Source organism: Microbacterium indicum DSM 19969 (assembly GCF_000422385.1).
Classification (GTDB): Bacteria; Actinomycetota; Actinomycetes; order Actinomycetales; family Microbacteriaceae; genus Microbacterium; species Microbacterium indicum.
Map to the genome: position 1 here is coordinate 53,585 of NZ_KE383821.1, position 20,646 is coordinate 74,230.

Here is a 20,646-nt window from a genome sequence, read left to right on the forward strand (position 1 = left end):
CTCGTATCCCGCGTTCAGGACGAGGGTGCGCATACGCGGATTCCTTTCGATACGGCCCGGATGGCTTCCGAGCTCTGCATTGTGGAATCGCCGACAGCCCGCGCGGAGGACGAAAAAAGGCGCTGCCCGAAGGGCAACGCCACGTCTGCGACCGCGCTCAGAGCGCGGCATGTGCACACAGAATGCCTCAGAACATAGCGACCCAGCGCAACCGTGGTTCGGGTGCGTGCGCGCTGATCCATGAGGCTCTCCTTTCGCGTGCGGCTGGTGCGGCGACGCGTAAAGAGTAACGCACGCGACACGCCCGGCGGCGCGACGGGAGGTTAAATCGCGGAGAACACGAGAACGCCCGCCCCTCGGGAGGAGGAGCGGGCGTTCTCGGAAGGGCTTCGGATCAGAAGGTTCCCATGACGTCGTAGACGAGCGAGCCGTTCTGGTGGATCTCGAGGTGCAGGTGGCAGGCCGTCGAGTAGCCGGTGCTGCCGACGTAGCCGATGACCTGGCCCTGGGTGATCGACTGACCGACCGAGACCGAGATCGACTGCATGTGGCCGTTGCCGAAGGTGAGGTTCTGGCCGTCGACCGTCGACGAGTACTTGACGAAGTTGCCGTAGCCGCCCGTGACGCCCGCCGTCTCGACGACGCCGTCGGCGGCCGCGTAGATCGGGGTGCCGCACGCGATCAGGAGGTCCTGGCCCTCGTGGAGGCTCGCGTAGTGACCGCTGTGGTAGCCGACGCCGTCGCCGAGCGTGTAGCCGCCGGGGAGCGGGAACACGAGGCCGTTGACCGGCGTCGCGGTCGACGCGCTCGCGACCGTTCCGCTCGCCTCGTCGGTCGACGTGGAGTCGACCGTGGACGACGCCGCGGCCGCGGCGGCCGCAGCCTGCTCCTTGGCGCGCTCGAGCGCCTCTTCCTCGGCCTTCTTCTGCGCGATCTCCTCGGCCGTCGTGGCCGAGTAGTCGGTCGTCGAGAGACCCGACTGCTGGACGTCCTCGCTCGACGCGAACGACTGGGCGTCGCCCGAGGCGACGTCGCGGACGCTCGCGCTGTCGGAGGCCGACGCCGTGGCGCCGCCCTGCGTGACGGCGTAGGCGGGGATCGCGACACCCGCGATCAGGGCGAGTGCGGCGACGAGCGTTCCGACCGTGCGGAACGGCTTGGATCCGCGGGCCCGGCGGGGCGCGGACGACGAAGGACGTCGGGTCGCGCGCTCAGCGCTTCGGGCTTCGCGGCGCGCGGCAGCCACCATACGGCGACTCGTCAGCGGTCGGGCTGAGCCCGACTCGGCGAGCTCGTCGCCGTTCGTGGGGGTGTTCGACAATGGGGTTCCTCCGTCGCCTCGCGCTCAGGGACGCGCCGACTCGCCAGCACTGGGTTGGGGGCACAGTGTGACTCCGCGGGAAGGGCGAGCCGGAGAGGCGATTTCCCACAGAGCTACCGGGTGGTATCGCTCCACGGTAACGAAAGATAACGGAAAAGTCACGCTCCGATCACGGAGCCCAGGAACTACTCGGCCGCGAGGAACACGTGGGCCGCGATGTCGACGGGCAGCTCGATGCCCTCGTCGACCCCGTCGACCTGCACGAGGACGTAGCCCTCGCTGTACCGGAAGTCGGCCTGAGCGCCCGGCATGACGCCGGCGTCGCGCAGCTGGCCGAGCAGCTCGGGCTCGACCTGGATCGGCTCCGCGAGGCGCCGGACCGTGCCCTGGATCGGCGCTCCCGCCGCGTCGAGCTTCTTCACGGCGCTGATCACGCCGTCGCCGAAGTCGACGGGCACGTCGTCGTCGCCGAGGCCTGCGAGGCCTGGGATCGGGTTGCCGTACGGCGACTCGTCGGGGTGGCCCAGGAGCTCGACGAGGCGACGCTCGACGCCCTCGCTCATGACATGCTCCCAGCGGCAGGCCTCCTCGTGGACGTAGGCCCAGTCGAGGCCGATGACGTCGCTGAGGAGGCGCTCGGCGAGGCGGTGCTTGCGCATGACCTCGATCGCCGTGCGGCGGCCGAGCTCGGTGAAGACCAGGCGACGGTCCTCTCCGACGTGCATGAGGCCGTCGCGCTCCATGCGGCCGACCGTCTGCGACACCGTCGGTCCCGAGTGGCCGAGGCGCTCGGAGATACGCGCGCGGAGAGGCACGACGCCCTCCTCCTCGAGCTCGAGGACGGCCTTGAGGTACATCTCGGTGGTGTCGATCAGGTCAACCATGGGTGCGCTTTCGTCGAACGGATCACGGGTAAGGCCATCCTAATCCGCGGATCCGCGGCGGGCCCGCGGCGTACGGCCGCTGTCAGCTGTTCGCCAGAACGAAGTCGATCGACTTCGTGAGCTGACGGACGTCGTCGGGGTCGATCGACACGAAGGTCGCGATGCGCAGCTGGTTGCGGCCGAGCTTGCGGTAGGGCTCGGTGTCGACGATCCCGTTGGCGCGCAGCGTCTTCGCGATGGCCGCGGCGTCGATCGATTCGTCGAAGTCGATCGTCGCGACGACGGGAGAGCGCTCGGCCTCGTTCGCCACGAACGGGGTTGCCCCCGCGGTGCGCGCCGCCCAGTCGTAGAGCACGCCCGACGACTCGCGCGTGCGCGCGTCGGCCCACGAGAGGCCCCCGTTGTCGAGGATCCAGCCGAGCTGGCTGTCGAGCAGGTGCAGCGTCGTGATCGCGGGGGTGTTGTACGTCTGGTTCTTGCGGGAGTTGTCGATCGCCGTCGTGAGGCTCAGCGACTCGGGCACGTAGCGGCCCGACGCCGCGATGCGCTCGGCGCGCTCGATCGCCGCGGGCGACATCGCCGCGAGCCACAGCCCGCCGTCGGAGCCGAGGTTCTTCTGCGGCGCGAAGTAGTAGACGTCGAACTGCGAGGCGTCGACGGCGATCCCGCCCGCCGCGCTCGTCGCGTCGATCACCGTGAGAGCGCCCTCGTCGCCCGCCGCGCGCGTGACGGGGGCGTAGGCGCCCGTCGAGGTCTCGTTGTGCGGCCACGCGTACACGTCGACGCCGGCGACGGCCTCGGGCCGCGCGATCGTGCCGGGCTCGGACGTGCGCACGTCGGGAGCCTCGAGCCACGGGGCGCCCGCGGCCTTGGCGAACTTGCCGCCGAACTCGCCGAAGGAGAGGTTCTGGCTGCGCTTCTCGATGAGGCCGAACGCCGCCGCGTCCCAGAACGCCGTGGATCCGCCGTTGCCCAGGACGATCTCGTAGCCCTCGGGCAGGCCGAACAGCGCCGCGAGACGCTCGCGCACGCTGCCGACGAGGTTCTTGACCGGGGCCTGGCGGTGCGAGGTGCCGAGGAGCGACCCTCCGACCGCTGCGAGCGCCGAGACCTGCTCGGGCCGCACCTTCGAGGGACCGCAGCCGAAACGGCCGTCGACGGGCAGAAGGTCAGAGGGGATCTCGAGCGTCATACGACGATCTTAGGAGTCGCGCTCGCCGTCTTCGGACGCGTCGTCATCTTCCGACTCGTCGCCTTCATCGTCTTCGTCATCGTGGTCGCCCGCCGAGTCGTCGAGCTCGTCGATGTCGACGCCGTCGAGGTCGCCCGCATGGAGGATCGGGGCGTCGCCCTCGTCCTCATCCGACTCGTCGTCATCGTCGTAGTCGTCCTCGACCTCGTCGTCGTCCGCGTCGGCCTCGGCGTCGTGCGCCGCGGCCTCGGCCGCGGCGGCCTGCGCGGCCTTGTACTCCTCGAGGCGCTGCGACCACGGCACCCACTCGGGGGCGAGGATCGCGCCGTCGCCCGGCAGCAGCTCGGCCTCGAGCACCGTCGGCTCGGATCCCTCGACGACGGCGAGCGACACCGTCCAGAACCAGTTCGGGTACCCGGGCATCGTGTTCTCGAAGCTCAGCGAGACGACGCCGTCGTCGGCGACGGCGTGGCCGGCGGGCGCGCCGATCGTCTCGGGAGCGGTGATCTCCCTGAGGGCGGCGAGCGCGAGATCCGTCGCGCCCACGAGGCGCGGATCGGCCTCAGATGTCGATGTCATCGGCGACCTTCCGGAGGACCTGCGCGACCTTGCGCGCGTGCGAGTTGGAGGGGTAGCGGCCGCGGCGCAGGTCGCCGCCCATGCCGTCGAGCAGCTTCACGAGATCCTCGACGATGATCGCCATCTCGTCGGCGGGGCGCCGGTGCGCCTTCACGGCGCTCGGCGGGGCGTCGAGCACGCGCACCGAGAGCGCCTGCGGGCCCTTGCGGCCGTCGGCGACGCCGAACTCGAGGCGCGTGCCCGGACGCAGGGACGCGTCGGCGGGAAGTGCGCTGGCGTGCAGGAACACGTCCTGCCCGTCGTCGGACGAGATGAAGCCGAAGCCCTTCTCGTCGTCGTAGAACCTGACCTTGCCGGTGGGCATGGCTACCTCACTGCTGCTGTAAACGAACGAAGAGGGATCGCGCTGATCCCTCTCCTCCAGGATACCCGCGAGGCCGCGCACGGTTCCGTGTGCACTAGTCTCGAGGGGATGAGCACGTCGCGCAATGACGGACCCCCGGTCCGGCGGATCGACAGGATCCTCGCCTTCATGTCGCTGGGGATCGTCATGCTCTCGATCGTCTGCTTCCTCGCCGTGATCATCGCGAGCGCCGCGGGCGTCCCGCACGAGGCGATGGGCGAGGGCGCGTGGCCCATGGTGTCGATGATCGTCATGATCGGGCCGATCATCGCGTTCGTCCTCCTGCTCGTGCTGCTCGTCATGAGCTTCATCCGGCGGGGCAGGGCCAACAGGGGATGAACCGGGTCGACGGCGGCGCGGCCCGTCGGATCGCGGAGGCGCTCGGCGCCTCCGACGATCACGACCTCGCGCGGCTGTTCGCGGCCCGACGGATCTCCCCCGCCTCGGCTCCCGCGTCGACCTGGCGCGACTTCTTCGACGCGGCCGAGTCGCTCCTCCAACCCGAGGCGATCGCGGCCGCCGTCGCGGGCCTCCCGCGCGCCGAGCTCGCGGCGCTGACGCACGGGGATCCGATCCGCCTCCTCGGCCTGACCGACGCTGAGGGTCGGGCGATCGCCCCCGTCGCCGCCGCGATCGGCGACGCCGAGATCGACGCGGCGCCCGCTCAGGACCCCCGGCCCGCGTCCGACGACGCGGCCGCTCGGGCGGCCGAACGCGCCTTCACGACCGTGACGGCGATCGGCGACATCGCGATCGGAGCCCTGACCGCGCCCCTCGCGCGGGTCGGCACGGGGGCGCTCGCGGCGGGAGACCGGCGCCGGCTCGTCGACGAGCAGATCGTGCGCGAGGGCGAGGCCGACCTCGTCGTGCGCCTCGCGGTCGTGACGGGCGTCCTCCGCAGCGAGGGCCGCGCGATCGGGACGACGCCGGACGGATCCGCGTGGGTCCAGCTGTCGACGCCCGAGCGGTGGGCGCGCCTCGCGGGATCCCTGCGCGATGCGCTCCCGGCCGGGCTTCGCGACGGCGCGGGGTGGATCGACCCCGCACTGTGGGCCGGCGCGTACCCCCTCGACCCCGCGTGGCCCGCCGCCGCCGCCGAGTGGACGGCGCTCGCCGACCTGCTGGGCCTCATCGCGTCGGACGGCGAGCCCGCGTGGGCCGAGCCGCTGCGCCGCGGGGACGCCCCGGATCCCGCCCTCCTCGCCGCCCTCCTGCCGAGCGAGGTCGACCGCCTCTACCTGCAGAACGACCTCTCGGCGATCAGCCCCGGCCCCCTCGCGCCCGCGCTCGACGTGCGGCTGCGCACCATGGCGGTGCGCGAATCGCACGCGCAGGCGTCGACCTACCGCTTCACGGAGGCGTCGCTCGCGGCGGCCGTGGGGCGCGGCGAGACCGCCGAGTCGATGCGCGAATTCCTCACGGGGCTCTCGCTCTCCGGGCTCCCGCAGCCGCTCGGCTACCTCATCGACCGCGTCGCCGATCGCTACGGCCTCGTGCGCGTCGGGACCGACCCCGCCCTCGGCCACACGATCGTGACGAGCCCCGCCCCCGACGTGCTCCGCACCCTCGCCGTCGACCAGGCGCTCTCGTCGCTCGGGCTCGTCCGCGACGGCGAGGTCCTGCGCTCGCGCGCCTCGCGCGACGCCGTGTACTGGGCGCTGTCCGACGCGCGGTACCCGGTCGTCGCGGTCGACGACGAGGGATCCGCGCGCACCCTCGAGCGCGGCAGAATCGTCGAGGCCCAGGACGAGCACTCGTACGACGAGCTCATCGCGCGGCTCCGCGCCGGGCAGGGCCCCGACGCCGACGCCGCCTGGCTCGAGCGCGAGCTCGACGCGGCCGTGCGCGAGCGCGCCACGATCGTCGTCGAGGTCGCGATGCCCGACGGATCCGTCCGCGAGCTGCGCCTCGAGGCGACGGGCATGGGCGGCGGGCGGATGCGCGGCCTCGATGCGGCGGCCGACGTCGAGCGAACCCTTCCGGTCTCGCTGATCCGCTCGATGCGGCGCCTCTGATCCGGAGCCGCCACGGGCGGATAAAATGGGGAGCTATGGCTGACGGACCCCTCATCGTCCAGAGCGACCGCACCGTGCTGCTCGAGGTCGCCCACCCCGATGCCGAGGCGGCGCGTCACGCGCTCGCGGTGTTCGCGGAGCTGGAGCGCGCCCCCGAGCACATCCACACCTACCGGATCACGCGGCTCGGGCTGTGGAACGCGCGCGCCGCGGGGCACACGGCCGACGACATGCTCGAGACGCTCGACCGGTGGAGCCGCTTCCCCGTGCCGCCGTCGGTGTCGACCGACCTGCGCGACACCGTGAACCGCTACGGGCGCCTCACGATCCGCCGCGGCGACGAGGGCGAGCTGCTGCTCGCCTCCGACGACCGCGCCGTTCTGCAGGAGGTGTCGCGCAACAAGCGCATCGCCAACCTCCTGCTCACCCACCCGACGCCCGAGACGTGGATCATCGACGACTGGGCGCGCGGGCAGATCAAGCAGGAGCTGCTCAAGATCGGCTGGCCCGCCGAGGACCTCGCGGGCTACACCCCCGGCACGCCCCACGAGATCCACCTCGACGAGGACGGCTGGAACCTGCGGCCGTACCAGCAGCAGGCCGTCGACACGTTCCAGCACGACGGATCCGGTGTCGTCGTCCTCCCCTGCGGCGCGGGCAAGACGCTCGTCGGCGCCGGCGCCATGGCGGCGACGGGCACGACGACCCTGATCCTCGTGACGAACACGGTGTCGGCGCGGCAGTGGCGCGACGAGCTGCTCAAGCGCACGACGCTGACCGAGGACGAGATCGGCGAGTACTCGGGCCAGGTCAAGGAGATCAAGCCCGTCACGATCGCGACCTACCAGATCCTCACCTCGAAGCGGAAGGGCCAGTACGCGCACCTCGACGTGCTCGACGCGCTCGACTGGGGCCTCATCGTCTACGACGAGGTGCACCTGCTGCCCGCGCCCGTCTTCAAGCTGACGGCCGACCTGCAGGCGCGCCGCCGCCTCGGCCTCACCGCGACGCTCGTGCGCGAGGACGGCCGCGAGGGCGACGTGTTCAGCCTCATCGGCCCCAAGCGCTTCGACGCGCCCTGGAAGGAGATCGAGGCCCAGGGCTACATCTCCCCCGCCGCCTGCTACGAGGTGCGCATCGATCTGCCGGCGTCGGAGCGCCTCGAATACGCGGCCGCCGCCGATGAGGACCGGTACCGGATCGCGTCGACCGCGACGGCGAAGATCGACGCGGCCCGCGAGATCATCGCCCGCCACGAGGGCGAGCAGATCCTCGTGATCGGCCAGTACCTCGACCAGCTGCAGGAGCTGAGCGACGCCCTCGGCGCCCCGCAGATCACGGGGGCGACGCCCGTCGACGAGCGCGAGCGGCTGTTCCAGGCGTTCCGCGAGGGGTCCCTCAAGCTGCTCGTCGTGTCGAAGGTCGCGAACTTCTCGGTCGACCTGCCCGACGCGTCGGTCGCGATCCAGGTGTCGGGGTCGTTCGGCTCGCGCCAGGAGGAGGCGCAGCGCCTCGGCCGCCTTCTGCGCCCCAAGTCGACCGATCACACCGCGAGCTTCTACACCCTCATCGCGCGCGACACCGTCGACCAGGACTTCGCCCAGAACCGCCAGCGCTTCCTGTCGGAGCAGGGCTACAGCTACGAGATCCTCGACACCGACGACCTGATCGCGGCATAGCGCGCCGCGCGCGCCGCTCCGGGTGCGCGAGTGGTCGCCCGAGCGGGCGATTCGCGACCACCTGCGCACCCGGAAGGATCCGCGGCCCGCTCCGGGTACGCGAATGGTCACCCGGGCGGGCGATTCGCGACCACCTGCGCACCCGGAACGGATCCGATCGGCCGCGCCGCGAGATCTTCCTGTGGATAACCCGTTTCGGCTCCGTCCGACAGGGCACCGTGAAGAGCATGGAATCCTCTCTCGGCCCCGCGTTCCTCGTGCGCGACGCGCTCGCGTCGGGCATGACGCGCGGGCAGCTGCGACGGCCGCGCTGGGATCATCCCTTCCACTCGATCCGCGCCGAACCGGATCTGCTCGCCGAGAGCGGGCGCGAGGAACGGATCCGCGGGCTCGCCCGCGCCTTCGCCCCGCGGCTCGGAACGGGCCACGTCTTCAGCCACGAGACCGCGGCCGTCCTCTATGGGGCGCCTGTCCCGGTCGGCGACGAACGGATCCACGTCAGCGCACTCGGCGACGCGGCGTTCCCGCGGTCGCGGGGCGTCCGAGCCCACCGCGAGCGCTCGCCTCTCGCCCGTGTGGCGGAGGTCGACGGACTGCCGGTCGCGTCGCCGCCGACGACGTGGGCGCAGCTCGGGCATCTGCCTGTCGACGACATCGTCGCCGTCGGCGACTTCCTGTGCCGGGTGTGGCGGGTCGGGGTCGGCCGCCCGGATCCCGGGCGTCCCCCTCTCGCGACGATCGACGAGCTGCGCGCGGCGGCGAGCGGGCGCCGCGTCGGAGCATCGGATCTCCGGGCCGCGCTCGAGTGGATCCGCCGAGACAGCTGGTCTCCGCGCGAGTCGAAGCTGCGGTGCGCGATCCTGCGCGCGGGTCTGCCCGAGCCCGATCTCAACGTCGACGTCCGCGACGCATCCAGCCGCTTCCTCGGATGCGTCGACATGGCGTATCGGCGGCTGAGGATCGCGGTCGAGTACCAGGGCGCGATGCACGCCGAGACCTACGCGCAGGACATCGAGCGGATCGAGCGCCTCCGCGCGGCCGGGTGGATCGTGCTGCAGGTCACGAAGGATCTGCTCGCCCGCCCGCCCGAGCTCCGCGCGCGGATCGCGGCCGCCCTCCGCGCGCGCGGCGCCCTCATCCGCTGACGCGAGCCCCGGAGTGGCGCTCGTACGCTCCGGGTGCGCACATGGTCGCGCGAGAGCCCGATCCACGACCGCCTGCGTACCCGGAACGAACCGGCCGCCGCTCCGGGTACGCACATGGTCGCGGCAGGGCCGGATCCGCGACCACATGCGCACCCGGAAGACCCAGCCGCGGATCCCACCGGGGCCAACGCGGGCCCGCACACCCCGCCCCCGCGCGCTCCGGGTACGCATGTGGTCGCGCGCGAGCCGGATCCGCGACCACATGCGCACCCGGAACGAACCCGCGGCCGCTCCGGGTACGCACATGGTCGCGCGGGAGAGCGATCCGCGACCACCTGCGCACCCGGAGGGCGCGCTACACCGCCGCGTACTCCGCCGCGAGGGCGCGCGCCGCCGACGGGGTCCCCGTGAAGACGGGGGCAGCCGCGGGGGCGAGGGTCGGCGATCCGTCGTGGCCGAGGACCGCGCCGCCGGCCTCCGACACGACGAGGATCGCGGTCGCGTGGTCGATCGGGTTGTAGCGGTGCACCATCGCGGCCACGCCGCGGCCGAGCGCGACGCCCGCGAGGGTCGCCGTGCCGGATCCGGGGACGCGCGTCGTGCAGTGCCGCGTGGCCAGATCCTCCAGGAGCGGGACGAACCCCGGCCACGGGTCGGCGCCCGCGAGCTCGGTCGTCACGATGCGGCCGGACAGCGGATCCTCCCCGCCCGGGTCGGCGATCGCGAGGCGCTCGCCCGCGCGCCACGCCCCGCGCCCCTCGGCCGCCACGATCGGAACGCCGCCGACGGGGTCGAGGACCGCGCCGACGACGGGCCGACCGCCCTCGACGAGCGCGAGCGAGAGGCTCGTCCACGGCACGCCGTTCGCGAGGTTCGCGGTGCCGTCGACGGGGTCGAGGTACCAGCACGGCCGCCCGGCCGAGGCCGACCCGCCGTACTCCTCGCCGACCATGTCGTGCCCCGGGAACTGCACGCCGATGACGGCCCGCACCCAGCGCTCGACGCCGCGGTCGACCTCCGTGACGTGATCCGCGGGGCTCGCCTTCGTGTCGACGTCCCCGACACCCTCGCGCCGCGCCCGGGCGACGACCTCGGCGCCGTGGTGCGCGAGCTCGGCGACGATCGCGAGGCGGCGCGACGACTCGTCGACCGAGGCGGCGCGCACGGCGGCCACGTCGTTCGAGGTGATCGAGTCGACGCCGAGCGCCGCGAGGTGCGCCGCCTGCGCGGGGTCGTCGACGGTCCAGCACGCCGCGCGGGCGCGAGGACGGGCGCATCGTCGACGAGCTGCTGAACGGCGGATCCCCCGAGAGCGTCACGCTCCCCGTCGCGTTCCGCGCGGGCGCGACCGCGGCGCCGCCGCGGGAACCGCGTTCATAGGCGATCGCTATGCGATGCCCGGATTTCACACACTCCTGACGGTCCACCCGACATAATGGGGACATGACAGCACCGCGCATCCTCGTAGTCGACGACGAGCCGAACATCCGCGACCTGCTCTCGCAGAGCCTGCGCTTCGCAGGGTTCCAGGTGCGCACCGTCATCAACGGCGCGCAGACGATCTCGGCGGTCCTCGAAGAGGAGCCCGACCTCATCGTGCTCGACGTGATGCTCCCCGACATGAACGGGTTCAGCGTCACCAAGCGCCTGCGCGACGCGGGCTACACCGCCCCGATCATCTTCCTCACCGCCAAGGACGACACCGACGACAAGATCAAGGGTCTGAACGTCGGCGGCGACGACTACGTGACGAAGCCGTTCTCGCTCGACGAGATCGTCGCCCGCATCCAGGCGGTCCTGCGCCGCACGATGCAGACCGACGAGGAGGAGTCGGTGATCCGCACCGGCGAGCTCACGATGGACCAGGACACGCACGACGTCTACGTCGGCGACACCGCCATCGACCTGAGCCCGACCGAGTTCAAGCTCCTGCGCTACCTCATGCTCAACCCCAACCGCGTGCTGTCGAAGGCCCAGATCCTCGACCACGTGTGGGAGTACGACTTCAACGGCGACGCCGGCATCGTCGAGAGCTACATCTCGTACCTGCGCCGCAAGATCGACCCGCACGCCAGCGAGTCGCTCATCCAGACGAAGCGCGGCTTCGGCTACATGCTCAAGGTCGACAAGGCCTAGCCACCGCCCATGGGATCCCCGTTCGACGCCGTCACGCGGTGGTGGCGCCGGACCAGCCTCAGGGCGAAGATCACCGGCGTCACCGTCGGCGTGCTCGCGGCGGGGCTCATCTCGGCCGGCATCGGGTCGTTCGCGATCCTCCGGCCCGCGCTCATCTCGTCGGTCGACCAGTCGGTCGTGCAGCTCGCGGGAACCGACGTGTTCGAGACGGTGTTCGACGCCTCGAGCGACGGCGCCGGCGGCGTGTCGGTCGACCCCAAGAACCCCGAGCCGCGCACCGAGTACATCGTCGCGATGTACACCGCGAACGGATCGCTCATGGCCGTCGCGGGCGGCGAGCGCGACACGCCGAGCGATCCCGTCTTCCCGACCGCGCTGACGGTGCAGGACGCGTTCCTCGCGCAGGGCGGGGCGACGACGCTGCACGCGGCCGACGGCACGGCGTACCGCGCGTCGATCGCGCCCGTGCAGGTCGACGTCGGCGGCACCTCGGCTCTCCTCGCCCAGATCGTCGCGCAGCCCCTCACCGAGGCCGACGCCTTCGTGACGACCTACATCGGCGTCTTCACGACGATGACGATGCTGACGCTCGTCGTCGGCGCCCTCGTGACGCGCTGGCTCGTGACCCTCGCGTTCCGCCGCCTCGGCCAGGTCGAGGACACCGCGATGTCGATCGCCGACGGCGACATCGAGCAGCGCATGACCGACATCGAGCCGACGACCGAGGTCGGCCGGCTGAAGATCGCGATCAACGCGATGCTCGACCGGCTCGACGAGTCGGGCGCCGAGCGCGACGCCGCCCTCGAGAAGATGCGCCGCTTCATCGGCGACGCGAGCCACGAGCTGCGCACCCCGCTCGTGAGCGTCCGCGGCTACGCCGAGCTCTACCGCATGGGCGCGATCCAGACCCCCGAGGACACGGCGGGCGCGATGGATCGGATCGAGAAGGAGGCGAAGCGCATGACCTCCCTCGTGGAGGATCTGCTCTCGCTCGCCCGCCTCGACGAGCGTCGCGAGGTCGAGATCACCGACGTCGACCTGCGCGTCGTGGCGCGCGATGCGGCGCTCGACGTGCGCGCCGCCGACCCCGCGCGCCAGGTCGCGGTCAACGACACGACCTTCGAGGCGCTCACGGGCCCCATCACGCTACTGTCGTCGAGCGCGCGCGAGGCCATGACGTCCGGGGCCGCCGAGACGCCGGACGACGCGGCGGAGCCGAAGAAGAGGCCCCGCACGACCGGCCCCCTGCCCTTCCTGCGCCGCCGCGCGCCCAAGACGGGCGAGCAGCCCGAGATCGCGCCGCTCGACTTCTCCGCCCCCGCCGAGGGCAAGGAGGTCGACACGCCCCCGATCGTGCGCGGGCACGCCGAGGGGATCCAGCAGGTCGTCACGAACCTGCTCGGCAACGCCCGCCGGTACAGCCCCGCCGAGTCGCCCATCGAGCTCGAGGTCGGCATCGACCCCGTCAAGGGCATGGGGTGGATCTCGGTGATCGACCACGGGGAGGGGATCCCCGAGGAGATCCGCGCGAAGATCTTCGAGCGCTTCTGGCGCGCCGACACCTCGCGCGCCCGAGAGACGGGCGGAAGCGGGCTGGGGCTCGCGATCGTCGCCTCGATCGTCGAGCGCGGTGGAGGCACGATCTCCGTCTTCGAGACGCGCGGCGGCGGAGCGACGTTCCAGGTCGCGTTCCCCCTGGCGGCGCAGACCGCCTGATCCGGGCGTGTCGACCGCGGGGTCAGCGCGTCCACAGGGGCCGATCCGGCGGAGTTCTCCGAGGATCCGGCCTCCCGGCCCCGCGGCGCGGGCGCGCGCCCTCCTACCGTGGTGCTCCACCAGAGAAAGGAGCCACCATGGCACAGTTCACCGTCGACAGCGAGATGCTCATGTACGGGCAGGGCGAGGTCGCGGCCTCGGCCGATCGCCTGCGCACCGAGGTCGCGTTCCTCATGGGCAGGGTCACCCAGCTCGAGTCGTCCTGGCAGGGCGGAGCGTCGGCCGGATTCCAGGCCCTCGTCGCGCAGTGGCAGGCGCTGCACCTGCAGGTCGAGGACGCCCTCGCCTCCCTCGGCCAGCGGCTCGGGGCCGCGGGCACCGGCTATCGCGACGTCGAGGATCAGATCACCCGCATGATGGCGTACTGAGAGGGGCACCGACAGGGCGAGAGCCCCTCGCCGCCGAAGCGGCGAGGGGCTCTCGCGTGGTGAGGGTCTTCGCTCAGAAGTCCATGCCCTCGGGGCCGCCAGCGGCAGCCGGGGCGACGGGCTCGGGCTTGTCGGCGACGACGGCCTCGGTCGTGAGGAACAGGCCCGCGATCGACGCGGCGTTCTGCAGAGCCGAACGGGTCACCTTCGCGGGGTCGATGATGCCCGACTCGAGCATGTCGACGTACTCGCCCGTGGCGGCGTTGAGGCCCTGGCCCGTGGGGAGCTCGGCGACCTTCGCGGCCACGACGCCCGGCTCGAGGCCGGCGTTCGTCGCGATCTGCTTCAGCGGGGCCTCGATCGCGACGCGCACGATCTTCGCGCCCGTCGCCTCGTCGCCCGTGAGCTCGAGGGTCTCGAAGGCGGTCTCGGCGGCCTGCAGCAGCGCGACGCCGCCACCGGGGACGATGCCCTCCTCGACGGCCGCCTTCGCGTTGCGGACGGCGTCCTCGATGCGGTGCTTGCGCTCCTTGAGCTCGACCTCGGTCGCGGCACCGGCCTTGATGACGGCGACGCCGCCCGCGAGCTTCGCGAGGCGCTCCTGGAGCTTCTCGCGGTCGTAGTCGCTGTCGGTCGCCTCGATCTCGCGGCGGATCTGGGTCACGCGACCCTCGATCTGGCCGGCGTCGCCGGCGCCCTCGACGATCGTCGTCTCGTCCTTCGTGACGATGACCTTGCGAGCGCGGCCGAGCAGGTCGAGCTCGGTGTTCTCGAGCTTGAGGCCGACCTCCTCGGTGATGACCTGGCCGCCCGTGAGGATCGCGATGTCCTGGAGCTGGGCCTTGCGGCGATCGCCGAATCCGGGGGCCTTGATGGCGACCGACTTGAAGATGCCGCGGATCTTGTTGAGCACGAGCGTCGCGAGGGCCTCGCCCTCGACGTCCTCAGCGAGGATGACGAGCTCCTTGCCCGACTGGATCACCTTGTCGACGACGGGCAGAAGGTCCTTGATGTTCGAGATCTTCTGGTTCGCGATGAGGATGTACGGGTCCTCGAAGACGGCCTCCTGGCGCTCCGGGTCCGTGACGAAGTAGGGGTTCAGGTAGCCCTTGTCGAAGCGCATGCCCTCGGTGAGCTCGAGCTCGGTGCCGAACGCCTGAGCCTCCTCGACCGTGACGACGCCCTCCTTGCCGACCTTGTCGATCGCCTCGGCGATGAGCTGGCCGATCTCGGGGTCCGCGGCGGAGATCGACGCGGTCGCGGCGATCTGGTCCTTCGACTCGATCTCCTTGGCGTTCGCGAGCAGCTGGGCCGTGACGGCCGCGACGGCCTTCTCGATGCCCTTCTTGAGGCTGATCGGGTCGGCGCCGGCCGCGACGTTGCGCAGGCCCTCGCGCACGAGCGCCTGGGCGAGGACCGTCGCGGTGGTCGTTCCGTCACCGGCGACGTCGTCGGTCTTCTTCGCGACCTCCTTGACGAGCTCCGCACCGATCTTCTCGAACGGGTCGTCGAGCTCGATCTCCTTGGCGATGGAGACACCGTCGTTCGTGATCGTGGGGGCGCCCCACTTCTTCTCGAGCACGACGTTGCGGCCGCGGGGGCCGAGCGTCACCTTGACGGCGTCGGCCAGCGTGTTGAGGCCGCGCTCGAGGCCGCGGCGGGCCTCCTCGTCGAAAGCGATCATCTTTGCCATGTTGTGTCGTCCCTCCCGGACGTGAGGCGTGTGGTCTTAGCACTCGAACGAGTCGAGTGCTAAGAGCATTCTGGCACTCGCCCGGTGCGAGTGCAAACATCCGCCGACACACGACGACGCCGCCCCGCGGTGCTCCGCGGGGCGGCGTCGGAAGACGTTCGGGATCAGGCGACGAGGCGCACCGATTCGGCCTGCGGCCCCTTCTGGCCCGCGCCCACGTCGAAGGTGACCGCCTGGCCCTCCTCGAGCACGCGGAAGCCGCTCATCTCGATGTTCGAGTAGTGGACGAAGACGTCATCGCCGCCGTCGACGGTGATGAATCCGTACCCCTTCTCGGCGTTGAACCACTTGACGGTGCCCTGGGCCATGCTCACTCCTGATGCCGCTCTCGGCACCGCGGGAACGGGTGCCGTTCCTTGAGGCTAATCAGGCCCGAGGGCGCGGATCGGCGGATCCCGGCACTGTTGACGGGGGCGCCGCGAGGTTGTTACTCGGAGGAAACACGGTCGAGTCCGACGACCACCGTGAGGCCGCTCTCGCTCATGTCGTCGAACGCCGTGTCCTGCTGGATGCCCGCGGCGCCGATCGCGTCCGAGAGCGCCTGGGCGGCCGACTGCTCGTCGTCGTCGCCGTAGTAGACGATCGTCTCGGCGAAGTCGTCGCGGTCGGCGTCGAGCGGAACCACGAGGTCCTCCGACCAGCCCGCGTCGACGACGGCCTGGCGCACGGCGTCCGCCGCGGCCTGGTCGTCGGTGCCGTTCAGCACGAGGACCGTCTTCGTCGTGTCGAGCTGCGCCTCGGGCTCCTGCGTCTCCTGCGAGGAGGAGGACGGCAGCGGCAGCGAGATGTCCTGCGTCTGCGAGAGGGCGAGGAAGCCGAGGATCCCCGCGCCCGTGAGGATCGCGACGGCGAGCAGCCACCAGAGGAGCGTCGAGAGCCACCTGAACCGCGGGCGGGGAGCCCGGTGCGCGCCGACGCGCGCGGGGTCGCGAGGGACCTCGTCGAAGCGGTCGCGCGGGAAATCGGTCTTCTGCGGCATCCGGCTCATCGTATCGGCCGTCTTTTCGCCGTTTGCTGGCAGGTCGCGGGCGCGGCGTGTCTCCCGCGTCCGCGCGGGCTGGAGGGGCGCACGTCGCCGGCCCCTCGACTACCGGAGGAGGCGGGCTCTGCGGGAGGATCGCGCCTCGCGCAGGCGGCGCAGACGGCCGATGAGGAGCGGGGCGTACGCCTGGGCGTCGGGGTCCTCGACGAGGTGCGCGAGCAGCTGGTAGTACCGGGCGGGTTCGAGGGCGAGCTGCACGCGGATCGCCTCTTCCTTGGCGCCCGAGTGGCGTGGCCACTCGGTCTCGAACGCGAGGATCGCGCGCTGCCTGTCGTCGAGCCCGGACTCCATGCACCGAGAGTAGGCGCGGCGCGCTGGGCGGGCGCCGTGACGCGCCGCCTCAGAGCCGATGGATCCAGGATCCGAGGGGATCGGCGCGTGCGATCGGCTCGCCGTCGAGGGCGAGGACGAACCCGGCCCCGCCCTCCGGGACCGGCGCGTTCCAGGCGTCGTGGAGGCCGGGGCTGTCGAGGGTGATCCACCGGGCGCCGAGCGCGCGGATCGCGGCGATGAGGGCCTCGCGGCCCGGGCGCGGGATGTGCGGCAGGACGCCGGGGGTCGTGACGACGAGCGTCGCGCCGGCGGGGGCCTCGGCGGCGAGCGCCTCGAGCGCGCCGGGGGCGGCCGCGTCCCCCGCGACGAGCAGCGGGGGCTCCGCGGCCGCGACGTCGAGGGCCGCCGAGATGCGGCGAGCGCGCAGATCCTCCCCCGGCCACACGAGCCCCTCGATCCACGCGCGGTCGGCGGGGTCGCGCGGGTCGCGCGGCTGCGGGTCGATGCCCGCACGCCAGACGATCTCGGGCAGGCGGTCGGGTGCCTCGAGCCCCTCGATCGCGGCCTCGAGCACGACGGGCGACCGGGGATCGCCGAGCGTCTCCTCCCCGAAGCGGTACGCGTAGCGGTCGGCGTAGAGGCACAGCCCCGCCGAGGCGCCGACCTCGAGGAGCGCGACGGGGCCCGGGATCCGCGCGAGCGCGAGCGCCAGCGGGGCGCACCGCAGCGGCTCGTTCGTCTGGGTCGTGCGGGCCGCGCACTCGGCGACGATCCGGTCGGCGTTCCCGCGCACGAAGGCGGACCACGCGGCGTAGTCGCCGAGCGGGGCGCCGAGCATGCGCGTCACCGCGAAGACGACGGGCGGCTGGCGGTGCGGCGACGGCAGCGGCGCGAGCAGCTCCGCGATCTCGGGGTCGGCGGCGACGCCCGCGGCCCACGCGCCGTAGACCTCGCTGCGACCCGGCGCCTCCTCGCGCGCGAACCGGTCGTAGCGGGCGCGGACGTCGTCGATGCTCACGCACCCATCCTCTCGCGCCGTCACACTCGCGCCGGCGGGCCGGATCCGCAATACCCTGGGGGTATGGCTTACGAGGTGGAGACGGACCCCACGGGGTACAACGTCGAGAAGAGCGACGAGGAGTGGCGCGCCGAGCTGTCGCCCGAGCAGTACGCGGTGCTCCGCCAGCAGGCGACCGAGCGCGCGTGGACGGGCGAGCTGCTCGACGAGGAGCGCGCGGGCCTCTACACCTGTGCGGCGTGCGGCGCCGAGCTCTTCAAGAGCGGCACGAAGTTCGACTCGCACTGCGGGTGGCCGAGCTTCTACGAGTCGATCCGCCCCGACGCCGTGCAGCTGATCGAGGACAACAGCCACGGCATGGAGCGCACCGAGGTGCGCTGCGCGAACTGCGGCGGCCACCTCGGCCACGTCTTCCCCGACGGCTTCGGCACCCCGACGGGCGACCGCTACTGCATGAACTCGCTGTCCCTGAACTTCACCCCCGAGGCCTAGCGGCCCGCGGGCACCGCACCCGCGAACCGCTGGACCCTCCGAAGGCCTCGCGTGCCCTGAGCACGCGAGGCCTTCGTCGTCTCAGATGACGTGGATGCCGCACTCGACCTTCGTCGAACCGGCCCACCTGCCGGAACGCGGATCCGCGCCCTCCTCGACGGGCTGGGTGCACGGCTCGCAGCCGATCGAGGGGTACCCCGCGTCGAGCAGCAGGTTCATCGGGACGCGGTGCTCGGCGGCGTAGCCGTAGAGCTCGTCTCTCATCCAGGTGACGAGCGGGTTGACCTTCACCATGCCGCGCTTGTGGTCGAAGGTCACGAGGGGCGCGTTGCGGCGCGTGATCGACTCCTCGCGGCGCACGCCCGAGATCCACACCTCGTATCCGTCGAGCGCCCCGCCCAGCGGCTCGACCTTGCGCATCGCGCAGCACGCCTCGGGATCCGTCGCGAAGAGGTCCTTCCCGTGGCGGGCGTCCTGCTCGGCGACGGTGTGCTCGGGGGTGATGTTAACGAGGCGGATGTCGAGGTCCTCCGCCGCGACGTCGCGCGTCGCGAGGGTCTCGATGAAGTGGTAGCCCGTGTCGAGGAAGAGCACGTCGACGCCGGGCACGTGCTGCGAGACGAGGTGCGGAAGCACCGTGTTCGCCATCGAGGACGCGACGGCGACCGCGCCCGTGTCGAAGGTGCGCGCGACCCAGGCGAGCGCCTCCGCGGCCGTCGCCTCGTGGTCGGTTCCGGATCCGAGCTCCTCGACGCCGGCGAGCGCGATCTCCCGCAGCTCGTCGGCCGTGCGCAGGGCCGAGACCCGGGGTGCCAGGTCGACCGTCATCGCAGCGCCTCCTCTTCGGCCCGGTGCGCCCAGGCCGCGAACGTCTCGTCACCCTGCCTGTCCGACGTGAACCGCCGAGTCACGCGCTCGACGTAGTCGGCGATCCCGTCGGCCTCGACCTTGAGCCCGCGCACGGTGCGGCCGAGCCCGGCCTCCGCGCGGCTCTCGGAGGCGAGACCGCCGCCGAGGTGCACCTGGAAGCCCGGGACCCTGTTGCCCGCGTCGTCGGTGATCATCTGCCCCTTGAGCCCGATGTCGGCCGTCTGGATCCGCGCGCACGAGTTGGGGCAGCCGTTGACGTGCAGGCTGAGGAGCGGGAGATCCTGGCCCGCGAGGCGCTGCTCGAGCTCGTCGATCGCGCGCTTCGCGGTCTCCTTCGTCTCGACGATGGCGAGCTTGCAGTACTCGATTCCCGTGCAGGCGATCGTGCCCCGCCGGATGAGGCTCGGCCGCGCCTCGAGCCCGAGCGCGTCCATCTCGGCGATGAGCGGCTCGACCTCGGCCTCCTCGACGTCGAGCACGACGAGCTTCTGGTGCGGCGTCGTGCGCAGGCGTCCGGATCCGCGGCGCTCGAGCGCGTCAGCGAGCGCCGTGAGGGTGTCGCCCGAGAGGCGCCCGACGGTCGGGGCGACGCCGATGTAGAAGCGGCCGTCCTTCTGGCGGTGCACGCCGACGTGGTCGGCGGGTCCCGTCGAACGGACGGGCGCGTCGCCGTCGGCGAGCGCGTAGCCGAGGTACTCCGACTCGAGCACCTCGCGGAAGCGCTCGGCCCCCCAGTCGGCGAGGAGGAACTTGAGCCGCGCCTTGTTCCGCAGCCGCCGGTAGCCGTAGTCGCGGAAGATGCGGCAGACGCCGTGCCAGACGTCGGCGACCTGGTCGGGCGCGACCCACGCGCCGAGGCGCTCGCCGAGCCGCGGCACGGTCGAGAGCGCCCCGCCGACCCACAGGTCGTAGCCGACGCCGTGCTCGGGGTGGCGGGAGGCGATGAACGCGACGTCGTTGATCTCGTGCACGACGTCCTGGCTCGGGTGCCCCGTGATCGCGGTCTTGAACTTGCGCGGCAGGTTCGCGAGCTCGGGATCCCCGATGAACCGGGTCGTGATCTCGTCGATCTGCGGCGTCGGATCGATGAGCTCGTCGGCCGAGATGCCCGCGACGGGCGATCCGAGGACGACGCGCGGGACGTCGCCGCACGCCTCGGTCGTGCCGAGGCCGACGCTCTCGAGGCGCCGCCAGATCTCGGGCATCGACTCGACCTCGATCCAGTGCAGCTGGATGTTCTGGCGGTCGGTGAGGTCGGCGGATCCGCGGGCGAACTCGGTCGAGATCCCGCCGATGACGCGCAGCTGCTCGGTCGTGAGCTGCCCGCCGTCGATGCGCACGCGCAGCATGAAGTACTCGTCCTCGAGCTCGTGCGGCTCGAGCGTCGCGGTCTTCCCCCCGTCGATTCCGGGCTTGCGCTGCGTGTAGAGCCCCCACCAGCGGAAGCGGCCGTGCAGATCCGTCGGGTCGATCGAGGCGAACCCGCCGCGCGCGTACTCGTTCTCGATGCGCTCGCGGACGTTGAGCCCGTTGTCGTCGGCCTTGAACTGCTCGTTGGCGTTGAGCGGCTCTGTGCCGTCGATCTTCCACTGCCCGAGCGGCTTCGACGCGCCGCGTGCGGCGCGGGTGCGGGCCCCGCGGGCCGGGGTCGAGGGAGCCTGATCGATCGACATGGGGCGAGCCTAGGGAGGGCCCCTCCG

21 protein-coding genes are annotated in these 20,646 nt (G+C 71.9%); 8 read left to right on the plus strand and 13 right to left on the minus strand.

Annotated elements, in window-relative coordinates:
• Positions 1-394: 394 nt before the first annotated feature.
• From H576_RS15825 to H576_RS0112650, 5 genes are all read right to left on the minus strand, one after another.
• Entirely contained in the window at positions 395-1,321 is a 927-nt protein-coding gene (locus H576_RS15825) for a M23 family metallopeptidase (RefSeq protein WP_156888232.1), read from the minus strand.
• A gap of 185 nt (positions 1,322-1,506) precedes the next feature.
• Positions 1,507-2,205, minus strand: coding sequence for an iron-dependent transcriptional repressor DtxR (locus H576_RS0112635; protein ID WP_029151222.1), 699 nt, complete (start codon positions 2,203-2,205; stop codon positions 1,507-1,509).
• Positions 2,206-2,287: 82 nt separating this feature from the next.
• Positions 2,288-3,397 carry a phosphoserine transaminase gene (serC, locus tag H576_RS0112640; protein ID WP_029151223.1) on the minus strand — a complete coding sequence of 370 codons (1,110 nt, stop codon included), beginning with the start codon at positions 3,395-3,397 and terminating at the stop codon, positions 2,288-2,290.
• Between the two features lie 9 nt (positions 3,398-3,406).
• Positions 3,407-3,976 (minus strand): DUF3027 domain-containing protein, encoded by a 570-nt coding sequence (locus H576_RS0112645; RefSeq protein WP_029151224.1) that lies wholly within the window; start codon positions 3,974-3,976, stop codon positions 3,407-3,409.
• Positions 3,960-4,340 (minus strand): cold-shock protein, encoded by a 381-nt coding sequence (locus H576_RS0112650; RefSeq protein WP_029151225.1) that lies wholly within the window; start codon positions 4,338-4,340, stop codon positions 3,960-3,962. The genes H576_RS0112645 and H576_RS0112650 overlap by 17 nt, the downstream gene beginning before the upstream one ends.
• A 108-nt stretch (positions 4,341-4,448) precedes the next feature.
• On the opposite strand from H576_RS0112650, the gene H576_RS0112655 reads away from it, so the two are divergent.
• The 4 genes from H576_RS0112655 (at position 4,449) to H576_RS16175 (ending at position 9,218) form a co-directional block, all read left to right on the plus strand.
• Positions 4,449-4,718 (plus strand): hypothetical protein, encoded by a 270-nt coding sequence (locus tag H576_RS0112655; RefSeq protein ID WP_029151226.1) that lies wholly within the window; start codon positions 4,449-4,451, stop codon positions 4,716-4,718.
• Positions 4,715-6,394, plus strand: coding sequence for a helicase-associated domain-containing protein (locus tag H576_RS0112660; RefSeq protein WP_029151227.1), 1,680 nt, complete (start codon positions 4,715-4,717; stop codon positions 6,392-6,394). Before H576_RS0112655 ends, H576_RS0112660 begins: the two co-directional genes overlap by 4 nt.
• Before the next feature lie 35 nt (positions 6,395-6,429).
• Complete coding sequence (locus H576_RS0112665; protein ID WP_029151228.1) at positions 6,430-8,073, plus strand: DNA repair helicase XPB; 1,644 nt, start codon at positions 6,430-6,432, stop codon at positions 8,071-8,073.
• Between the two features lie 227 nt (positions 8,074-8,300).
• The gene (locus tag H576_RS16175) at positions 8,301-9,218 is read left to right on the plus strand and encodes a DUF559 domain-containing protein (protein ID WP_156888233.1); all 918 of its coding nucleotides are present in this window, start codon (positions 8,301-8,303) and stop codon (positions 9,216-9,218) included.
• A 355-nt stretch (positions 9,219-9,573) separates the two neighbouring features.
• Here H576_RS16175 and H576_RS15835 read toward each other — a convergent pair whose 3' ends face one another.
• A complete protein-coding gene (locus H576_RS15835) occupies positions 9,574-10,392 on the minus strand; it encodes an inositol monophosphatase family protein (protein WP_051172760.1) in 819 nt (272 codons plus the stop codon).
• A 269-nt stretch (positions 10,393-10,661) separates the two neighbouring features.
• Between H576_RS15835 and H576_RS0112680 the strand changes: the two genes are divergently transcribed.
• The 3 genes from H576_RS0112680 to H576_RS0112690 all read left to right on the plus strand — a co-directional run bounded on the left by H576_RS0112680 (position 10,662) and on the right by H576_RS0112690 (position 13,498).
• Positions 10,662-11,354: a response regulator transcription factor gene (locus tag H576_RS0112680; RefSeq protein WP_029151229.1), complete on the plus strand. Its 693-nt coding sequence runs from the start codon at positions 10,662-10,664 to the stop codon at positions 11,352-11,354.
• 9 nt (positions 11,355-11,363) lie between these two features.
• Positions 11,364-13,070 (plus strand): sensor histidine kinase, encoded by a 1,707-nt coding sequence (locus H576_RS15840; RefSeq protein WP_051172761.1) that lies wholly within the window; start codon positions 11,364-11,366, stop codon positions 13,068-13,070.
• A gap of 137 nt (positions 13,071-13,207) precedes the next feature.
• Positions 13,208-13,498: a WXG100 family type VII secretion target gene (locus H576_RS0112690; RefSeq protein WP_029151230.1), complete on the plus strand. Its 291-nt coding sequence runs from the start codon at positions 13,208-13,210 to the stop codon at positions 13,496-13,498.
• Positions 13,499-13,571: 73 nt separating this feature from the next.
• Here H576_RS0112690 and groL read toward each other — a convergent pair whose 3' ends face one another.
• The 5 genes from groL to H576_RS0112715 form a co-directional block, all read right to left on the minus strand.
• A complete protein-coding gene (gene groL, locus H576_RS0112695; RefSeq protein ID WP_029151231.1) occupies positions 13,572-15,191 on the minus strand; it encodes a chaperonin GroEL in 1,620 nt (539 codons plus the stop codon).
• 164 nt (positions 15,192-15,355) lie between these two features.
• A complete protein-coding gene (locus H576_RS0112700) occupies positions 15,356-15,559 on the minus strand; it encodes a cold-shock protein (RefSeq protein ID WP_029151232.1) in 204 nt (67 codons plus the stop codon).
• 119 nt (positions 15,560-15,678) lie between these two features.
• Entirely contained in the window at positions 15,679-16,230 is a 552-nt protein-coding gene (locus tag H576_RS0112705) for a LytR C-terminal domain-containing protein (protein ID WP_029151233.1), read from the minus strand.
• Between the two features lie 108 nt (positions 16,231-16,338).
• Complete coding sequence (locus H576_RS0112710) at positions 16,339-16,584, minus strand: DUF3263 domain-containing protein (protein WP_029151234.1); 246 nt, start codon at positions 16,582-16,584, stop codon at positions 16,339-16,341.
• A 49-nt stretch (positions 16,585-16,633) separates the two neighbouring features.
• Positions 16,634-17,584: a DUF2332 domain-containing protein gene (locus H576_RS0112715; RefSeq protein ID WP_029151235.1), complete on the minus strand. Its 951-nt coding sequence runs from the start codon at positions 17,582-17,584 to the stop codon at positions 16,634-16,636.
• A 63-nt stretch (positions 17,585-17,647) separates the two neighbouring features.
• Here H576_RS0112715 and msrB point away from each other — a divergent pair, with 63 nt between their 5' ends.
• On the plus strand, positions 17,648-18,076 hold the full coding sequence (gene msrB, locus H576_RS0112720; protein WP_029151236.1) for a peptide-methionine (R)-S-oxide reductase MsrB: 429 nt from the start codon (positions 17,648-17,650) through the stop codon (positions 18,074-18,076).
• A gap of 81 nt (positions 18,077-18,157) precedes the next feature.
• Here msrB and H576_RS0112725 read toward each other — a convergent pair whose 3' ends face one another.
• Positions 18,158-18,904 carry a phosphoadenylyl-sulfate reductase gene (locus tag H576_RS0112725; protein ID WP_036320924.1) on the minus strand — a complete coding sequence of 249 codons (747 nt, stop codon included), beginning with the start codon at positions 18,902-18,904 and terminating at the stop codon, positions 18,158-18,160.
• Positions 18,901-20,619, minus strand: coding sequence for a nitrite/sulfite reductase (locus H576_RS0112730; protein ID WP_029151238.1), 1,719 nt, complete (start codon positions 20,617-20,619; stop codon positions 18,901-18,903). Before H576_RS0112730 ends, H576_RS0112725 begins: the two co-directional genes overlap by 4 nt.
• Positions 20,620-20,646: the final 27 nt, after the last annotated feature.

Coding starts and splice junctions, on each gene's coding strand:
- H576_RS0112705 (WP_029151233.1), bottom strand. CDS start 16,230: ATGCCGCAGAAGACCGATTTCCCGCGCGACCGCTTCGACGAGGTCCCT.
- H576_RS0112645 (WP_029151224.1), bottom strand. CDS start 3,976: ATGACATCGACATCTGAGGCCGATCCGCGCCTCGTGGGCGCGACGGAT.
- msrB (WP_029151236.1), top strand. CDS start 17,648: ATGGCTTACGAGGTGGAGACGGACCCCACGGGGTACAACGTCGAGAAG.
- H576_RS0112635 (WP_029151222.1), bottom strand. CDS start 2,205: ATGGTTGACCTGATCGACACCACCGAGATGTACCTCAAGGCCGTCCTC.
- H576_RS0112665 (WP_029151228.1), top strand. CDS start 6,430: ATGGCTGACGGACCCCTCATCGTCCAGAGCGACCGCACCGTGCTGCTC.
- H576_RS0112730 (WP_029151238.1), bottom strand. CDS start 20,619: ATGTCGATCGATCAGGCTCCCTCGACCCCGGCCCGCGGGGCCCGCACC.
- H576_RS15840 (WP_051172761.1), top strand. CDS start 11,364: ATGGGATCCCCGTTCGACGCCGTCACGCGGTGGTGGCGCCGGACCAGC.
- H576_RS0112690 (WP_029151230.1), top strand. CDS start 13,208: ATGGCACAGTTCACCGTCGACAGCGAGATGCTCATGTACGGGCAGGGC.
- H576_RS16175 (WP_156888233.1), top strand. CDS start 8,301: ATGGAATCCTCTCTCGGCCCCGCGTTCCTCGTGCGCGACGCGCTCGCG.
- H576_RS0112660 (WP_029151227.1), top strand. CDS start 4,715: ATGAACCGGGTCGACGGCGGCGCGGCCCGTCGGATCGCGGAGGCGCTC.
- H576_RS0112650 (WP_029151225.1), bottom strand. CDS start 4,340: ATGCCCACCGGCAAGGTCAGGTTCTACGACGACGAGAAGGGCTTCGGC.
- H576_RS0112680 (WP_029151229.1), top strand. CDS start 10,662: ATGACAGCACCGCGCATCCTCGTAGTCGACGACGAGCCGAACATCCGC.
- serC (WP_029151223.1), bottom strand. CDS start 3,397: ATGACGCTCGAGATCCCCTCTGACCTTCTGCCCGTCGACGGCCGTTTC.
- H576_RS0112655 (WP_029151226.1), top strand. CDS start 4,449: ATGAGCACGTCGCGCAATGACGGACCCCCGGTCCGGCGGATCGACAGG.
- H576_RS0112725 (WP_036320924.1), bottom strand. CDS start 18,904: ATGACGGTCGACCTGGCACCCCGGGTCTCGGCCCTGCGCACGGCCGAC.
- H576_RS0112710 (WP_029151234.1), bottom strand. CDS start 16,584: ATGGAGTCCGGGCTCGACGACAGGCAGCGCGCGATCCTCGCGTTCGAG.
- H576_RS0112700 (WP_029151232.1), bottom strand. CDS start 15,559: ATGGCCCAGGGCACCGTCAAGTGGTTCAACGCCGAGAAGGGGTACGGA.
- groL (WP_029151231.1), bottom strand. CDS start 15,191: ATGGCAAAGATGATCGCTTTCGACGAGGAGGCCCGCCGCGGCCTCGAG.